Origin of the sequence: Pseudomonas sp. (assembly GCF_035277045.1) — a bacterium.
GTDB lineage: Bacteria > Pseudomonadota > Gammaproteobacteria > Pseudomonadales > Pseudomonadaceae > Aquipseudomonas.
Window position 1 is genome coordinate 1 of the sequence record NZ_DATELE010000002.1, and the last position, 6,181, is coordinate 6,181.

The following is a 6,181-nucleotide window of genomic DNA, read 5'->3' on the forward strand; positions in this document are numbered from 1 at the left end:
CCTTTGCCCCAGGCGACACCATTGTCGTCCAGGTGAAAGTAAAGGAAGGTGACCGCTCGCGTCTGCAGGCCTTCGAAGGCGTCGTGATTGCCAAGCGTAACCGCGGTCTGAACAGCGCCTTCACCGTGCGCAAGATCTCCAGCGGCGTTGGCGTAGAGCGTACCTTCCAGACCTACAGCCCGCAAATCGACAGCCTGGCCGTGAAACGTCGTGGTGACGTGCGTAAAGCCAAGCTGTACTACCTGCGCGACCTGTCCGGCAAAGCCGCTCGCATCAAGGAAAAACTGTCCTGAGGACAGCTTGACCGGCAGCCTCGGCTGCCATGCGAAAGAAAAGCAGCCTTCGGGCTGCTTTTTTGCGTCTGGGGGAAGTGCAAGGACTGGATTTTCGCACTGAAAGACAGCGCATCCTTCACTATGAAACACTAGCCCGACCATCCTTCCTCAGTGCCCTCAGCATGCCCGCCCTGGACCACCCCCTGCTTGACCAGTTCCTCGATGCCCTCTGGCTCGAAAAAGGCCTGTCCGACAACACCCGCGCCTCCTACCGCAGCGATCTGGCCCTGTTCAACGGCTGGCTGCACGACCGTGCGGTGGCCTTGCCCGATGCCGGTCGCGAGCTGATCCTCGATCACCTGGCCTGGCGCCTCGACCAAGGCTACAAGCCGCGTTCCACCGCGCGCCTGCTGTCGGGCCTGCGCGGCTTCTATCGCTACCTGCTGCGCGAAAAGCTGATCGCCGTCGACCCGACCCTGCAGGTCGAGATGCCGCAACTGGGCCGGCCCTTGCCCAAGTCACTGTCCGAGGCCGACGTCGAGGCGCTGCTGCGTGCCCCGGACCTGGCCGAGCCGATCGGTCAGCGCGACCGGGCGATGCTCGAGGTGCTGTACGCCTGCGGTCTGCGCGTCACCGAACTGGTCAGCCTGACCCTCGACCAGGTCAATCTGCGCCAGGGCGTGCTGCGGGTGATGGGCAAGGGCAGCAAGGAGCGCCTGGTGCCCATGGGCGAGGAGGCGGTGACCTGGATCGAACGCTACCTGCGCGAGGGCCGCAACGAGATGCTCAATGGCAGGCCCAGCGATGTGCTGTTTCCTAGCCTGCGTGGCGAGCAGATGACCCGTCAGACCTTCTGGCACCGCATCAAGCACCAGGCGCTGGTGGCCGGGATCGACAAGCCGCTGTCGCCGCACACCTTGCGCCATGCCTTCGCCACGCACCTGCTCAACCACGGCGCCGACCTGCGCGTGGTGCAGATGCTGCTGGGCCATAGCGACCTGTCGACCACGCAGATCTACACCCATGTGGCACGGGCGCGCCTGCAGCAGCTGCATGCCCATCATCACCCGCGTGGATGAGCAGGATTCATCATCGGCCAGCCGGCGCTTGGGAGTCGGTCAGCACCGGCCGGTTGTGGTAGGCTTGGGCGGTTTGCACCAAGGGCCGTTCGATGGCCGCGCCGACCTCGCGCCCGCCATGTCCCAGGCCCTGTCCGCCTCCAAGGAGACTCCATGCGCGTGACCCAGATTTTCGCCGCCGCCGCCCTGGCGCTGGCCAGTACCTTCGCTGCCGCCGCGACGGCCCCCGCCCCGGAGGGCGCCGAGCAGGCGATCCGCAAGACCTTGCAGTCGCTCGAGCTCGACGTCCCGGTCGAAAGCGTTGCCAGCAGCCCGCTCAATGGCCTGTACGAGGTCAAGCTGCAAGGTGGCCGCGTGCTCTACGCCAGTGCCGACGGCCAGTTCGTCATGCAGGGCTACCTGTTCCAGATCCAGGATGGCAAGCCGGTCAACCTCACCGAAAAAACCGAACGCCAAGGTGTCGCCAAGCTCATCAATGGCATTCCAGCCGCTGAAATGGTGGTTTATCCTGCCAAGGGCGAAACCAAGTCCCACATCACCGTATTCACCGACACCACCTGCCCGTACTGCCACAAGCTGCACGCCGAAGTGCCCGAGCTCAACCGTCGCGGTATCGAAGTGCGCTACGTCGCCTTCCCGCGCCAGGGCCTCGGCTCGGCCGGTGACGAGCAGCTGCAGGCGGTGTGGTGCTCGAGCGATCGCCGCGCGGCGCTGGACAAGATGGTCGAGGGCAAGGAAATCAAGGCCGCCAAGTGCGCCAATCCGGTTGGCAAGCAGTTCGCGCTGGGCCAGTCGATCGGCGTCAACGGCACGCCAGCCATCGTCCTTGAAAGCGGCCAGGTGATTCCGGGCTACCAGCCGGCGCCGCAAGTCGCCAAGCTGGCGCTGGCCGAAGCCAAGTAAATCAATCAGTACGCCATTGCCCCGCGCGATGGCTGTTTTCACGGGCGGCATGGCGCCGTCCGTACAATGGGGAGTTCACAGTGAAACCGGTCAAAGTAGGCATCTGTGGGTTGGGGACCGTCGGTGGCGGTACCTTCAATGTACTTCAGCGCAACGCCGAGGAGATTGCCCGCCGTGCCGGGCGCGGTATTGAAGTGGCACAGATTGCCATGCGCTCGCAAAACCCGAACTGCCAGATTGCCGGTACCCCCATTACCGCTGACGTGTTCGACGTCGCGAGCAACCCCGAGATCGACATCGTCATCGAGCTGATTGGCGGCTACACCATCGCCCGCGACCTGGTGCTCAAGGCCATCGAGAACGGCAAGCACGTGGTCACCGCCAACAAGGCGCTGATTGCCGTGCATGGCAACGAGATCTTCGCCAAGGCCCGCGAGAAAGGCGTGATCGTCGCCTTCGAGGCGGCCGTGGCCGGTGGCATCCCGGTGATCAAGGCGATTCGCGAGGGGCTGTCGGCCAACCGCATCAACTGGCTGGCCGGGATCATCAACGGCACTGGCAACTTCATCCTCACCGAGATGCGCGAGAAAGGCCGTGCCTTCCCCGACGTGCTGGCCGAAGCCCAGGCGCTGGGCTATGCCGAAGCCGACCCGACCTTCGACGTCGAAGGCATCGATGCCGCGCACAAGCTGACCATCCTGGCTTCGATCGCCTTTGGTATCCCGCTGCAGTTCGACAAGGCCTACACCGAGGGCATCACCCAGCTGACCACCGCCGACGTCAACTACGCCGAGGCGCTGGGCTACCGCATCAAGCACCTGGGCATGGCCCGCAGCACCGCCAGCGGCATCGAGCTGCGCGTGCACCCGACGCTGATCCCGGCCGACCGCCTGATCGCCAACGTCAACGGCGTGATGAACGCCGTGATGGTCAACGGTGACGCCGCGGGCTCGACGCTGTTCTACGGCGCTGGCGCCGGCATGGAGCCGACCGCCTCCTCGGTGGTCGCCGACCTGGTCGACGTGGTCCGCGCGATGACCTCCGACCCGGAAAACCGCGTGCCGCACCTGGCCTTCCAGCCCGATTCGCTGTCGGCCCACCCGATCCTGCCGATCGAAGCTTGCGAGAGCGCCTACTACCTGCGCATCCAGGCCAAGGATCATCCAGGCGTGCTGGCCCAGGTGGCGAGCATCCTGTCCGAGCGCGGCATCAACATCGAATCGATCATGCAGAAGGAAGCGGAAGAGCAGGACGGCCTGGTGCCGATGATCCTGCTGACCCACCGGGTGATCGAGCAGGGCATCAACGACGCCATCGTTGCCCTGGAGGCGTTGCAGGACGTGGTTGGCAAGGTCGTGCGCATTCGCGTCGAACAGCTCAATTAATTCAAGCTGCCGGCCATCGCCACGTGCCATGGCCGGCACTCAAGACCGAAGGTTTGCATCCATGCGTTATATCAGCACCCGCGGCCAGGCGCCGGCCCTGAATTTCGAAGACGTCCTGCTGGCGGGCCTTGCCAGCGATGGCGGCCTGTACGTGCCGGAAAACCTGCCGCGCTTCACCCAGGAAGAGATCGCCTCCTGGGCCGGCCTGCCGTACCACGAGCTGGCCTTCCGGGTGATGCGCCCGTTCGTCACCGGCAGCATCGCCGATGCCGACTTCAAGAAGATCCTCGAGGAAACCTACGGCGCGTTCTCCCACGCCGCGGTCGCCCCGCTGCGGCAGTTGGGCGGCAACGAGTGGGTAATGGAGCTGTTCCACGGCCCGACCCTGGCGTTCAAGGACTTTGCCCTGCAATTGCTCGGCCGCCTGCTCGACCATGTCCTGGTCAAGCGTGGGGAGCGCGTGGTGATCGTCGGCGCCACCAGCGGTGACACCGGCTCCGCGGCCATCGAGGGCTGCCGCCGTTGCGACAATGTCGACATCTTCATCCTGCACCCGCACCAGCGCGTGTCGGAAGTGCAGCGCCGGCAGATGACCACCATCCTGGGCGAGAACATCCACAACATCGCCATCGAAGGCAACTTCGACGACTGCCAGGAGATGGTCAAGGCCAGCTTCGCCGATCAGGGCTTCCTCAAGGGCACCCGCCTGGTCGCGGTCAACTCGATCAACTGGGCGCGGATCATGGCCCAGATCGTCTACTACTTCCATGCTGCCCTGCAGCTGGGAGGCCCGGCGCGCTCGGTGGCGTTCTCGGTGCCGACCGGCAACTTCGGCGACATTTTCGCCGGTTACCTGGCACGCAACATGGGCCTGCCGATCAGCCAGCTGATCGTCGCGACCAACCGCAACGATATCCTGCACCGCTTCATGAGCGGCAACCAGTACGTCAAGGACACGCTGCACGCGACCCTGTCGCCGTCGATGGACATCATGGTCTCGTCGAACTTCGAGCGCCTGCTGTTCGACCTGCATGGCCGCAACGGCGCCGCCATCGCCGAGCTGATGGATGGCTTCAGGCAGGGCGGCGGTTTCAGCGTTGAAGAGGACCGCTGGACCGAAGCCCGCAAGCTGTTCGACTCGCTGGCCGTCGATGACGCGCAAACCTGCGAAACCATCGCCGAGGTCTTCGCCAGCACGGGCGAGGTGCTCGACCCGCACACCGCGATCGGCGTCAAGGCTGCCCGCGAATGCCGCCGCAGCCTCGACACCCCGATGGTGGTGCTGGGTACCGCGCACCCGGTCAAGTTCCCCGAGGCAGTGGAAAAGGCAGGCGTGGGCAAGGCGCTCGAGCTGCCGGTCCACCTGACCGACCTGTTCAGCCGCGAAGAGCGCTGCACGGTGTTGGCCAATGACCTGAAGGCGGTGCAGGCGTTTGTCAGCCAGCACGGCAACCGTGGCAAGCCGCTGTAACCAGCGGTTTGAGGTGACCGGAAAGCCCGTCGAATGGCGGGCTTTTTTTTGAGGAAAATTCGCACGGCTCATCAGATTTTTCCTATGGCGGGCCGTGCTCCTCCTGCCTAAGGTGTGGACCTCCGTTCGCCCGCGCCTTTTCAGGGAGGTGTTCATGCACCGGCTCAACGTCGTCATCCTCCAGGACCGTCCCTTTCACCTTATGTCCCTGCACCAGGCGTTCAACGCCTTGGGCATCTTCCGCGTGCGGGTCGCCGAGGACCAGGCCACCGCCCGGCGCGTGCTCGCGCGCAACCGGACGGTTGACCTGCTGGTGCTCGACCACGCGTTGGCGCCGGATGCCGGCATAGACCTGCTCGAGCAGATGGCGAGGGTGCCACGCAACCGTGCGGTGCTGCTCATCGGCCGTGCCGAGCCAGGTGCCATCGACCTGGCCGCCGAGGCGCGGCAACGGGGGGTGTGGGTGCTGGGCGAGTTGCGCTGGCCCTTGTCCATGTTCGGGCTGCGCGGCCTGTTGCAACGGCTGCGCGGCGGCTCGACGAACGGTAGCGGGCAGGATATTGCATCTGTCACATCCGTTGAGCATGCTCACTAAGAGCCTGCCATCGCGAACTTTTCGGCACGCTCGACGGTCAGCATGACATCTCCCCAAGCAAAGCGGGTAAGCCGGATGGAAAGAATCTGCAGATTGCTCAATGACGCCCTGACCCCGTACGAGGCCCGCCTGGGCCAAGCCGACACCCCTGACCGACTCCAGTTGAGTGTGCACGATCGCCACGGTGCGCTTGTGTTGCAGCGCTCGGTCACCGCGGGCCAACTGCAAGACCAGCGCTTGCTGATCGACCTGGTCGATGGCCTGCACCGAGACCTGCAGATCGCCGAAGGGCGATTGATACCGTGCGTCATCGCCGCGTCGCGAAACCTGCAGACAGCTCAGGGAACCTTTGCCTGAGTGATCCGTCAGATACTGTAACGACAGTCGTGCGGTGCTTTGCTCCGGTGCTGGCTGGCTGTCCTGCGAAGCACATCACGCTTCGTTTGACCCCGGGCGTGCTCCCCAGCGACCCG

Annotated in this window: 7 protein-coding genes; all 7 read left to right on the top strand. The window is 64.7% G+C overall.

Annotated elements, in window-relative coordinates; genetic code table 11:
* The coding region (gene rplS, locus VJS90_RS00050; protein ID WP_324117896.1) for a 50S ribosomal protein L19 at positions 1–293 on the top strand (293 nt) is incomplete at its 5' end.
* 164 nt (positions 294–457) lie between these two features.
* Positions 458–1,354: a site-specific tyrosine recombinase XerD gene (gene xerD, locus VJS90_RS00055; protein ID WP_324117898.1), complete on the top strand. Its 897-nt coding sequence runs from the start codon at positions 458–460 to the stop codon at positions 1,352–1,354.
* 153 nt (positions 1,355–1,507) lie between these two features.
* Positions 1,508–2,257 (top strand): DsbC family protein, encoded by a 750-nt coding sequence (locus tag VJS90_RS00060; protein WP_324117900.1) that lies wholly within the window; start codon positions 1,508–1,510, stop codon positions 2,255–2,257.
* 80 nt (positions 2,258–2,337) lie between these two features.
* Positions 2,338–3,642 carry a homoserine dehydrogenase gene (locus tag VJS90_RS00065; protein WP_324117902.1) on the top strand — a complete coding sequence of 435 codons (1,305 nt, stop codon included), beginning with the start codon at positions 2,338–2,340 and terminating at the stop codon, positions 3,640–3,642.
* A 61-nt stretch (positions 3,643–3,703) separates the two neighbouring features.
* Positions 3,704–5,113, top strand: coding sequence for a threonine synthase (gene thrC, locus VJS90_RS00070; RefSeq protein ID WP_324117904.1), 1,410 nt, complete (start codon positions 3,704–3,706; stop codon positions 5,111–5,113).
* A gap of 154 nt (positions 5,114–5,267) precedes the next feature.
* The gene (locus VJS90_RS00075; protein ID WP_324117906.1) at positions 5,268–5,708 is read left to right on the top strand and encodes a response regulator; all 441 of its coding nucleotides are present in this window, start codon (positions 5,268–5,270) and stop codon (positions 5,706–5,708) included.
* Positions 5,709–5,783: 75 nt separating this feature from the next.
* Positions 5,784–6,065 (top strand): DUF3509 domain-containing protein, encoded by a 282-nt coding sequence (locus tag VJS90_RS00080; RefSeq protein WP_324117908.1) that lies wholly within the window; start codon positions 5,784–5,786, stop codon positions 6,063–6,065.
* The last annotated feature ends 116 nt before the right edge of the window (positions 6,066–6,181 follow it).

What these genes read in the sequence shown, in the direction of transcription:
- VJS90_RS00060 (WP_324117900.1), top strand. Translation starts at nt 1,508, where the DNA reads ATGCGCGTGACCCAGATTTTCGCCGCCGCCGCCCTGGCGCTGGCCAGT.
- VJS90_RS00075 (WP_324117906.1), top strand. Translation starts at nt 5,268, where the DNA reads ATGCACCGGCTCAACGTCGTCATCCTCCAGGACCGTCCCTTTCACCTT.
- thrC (WP_324117904.1), top strand. Translation starts at nt 3,704, where the DNA reads ATGCGTTATATCAGCACCCGCGGCCAGGCGCCGGCCCTGAATTTCGAA.
- VJS90_RS00080 (WP_324117908.1), top strand. Translation starts at nt 5,784, where the DNA reads ATGGAAAGAATCTGCAGATTGCTCAATGACGCCCTGACCCCGTACGAG.
- xerD (WP_324117898.1), top strand. Translation starts at nt 458, where the DNA reads ATGCCCGCCCTGGACCACCCCCTGCTTGACCAGTTCCTCGATGCCCTC.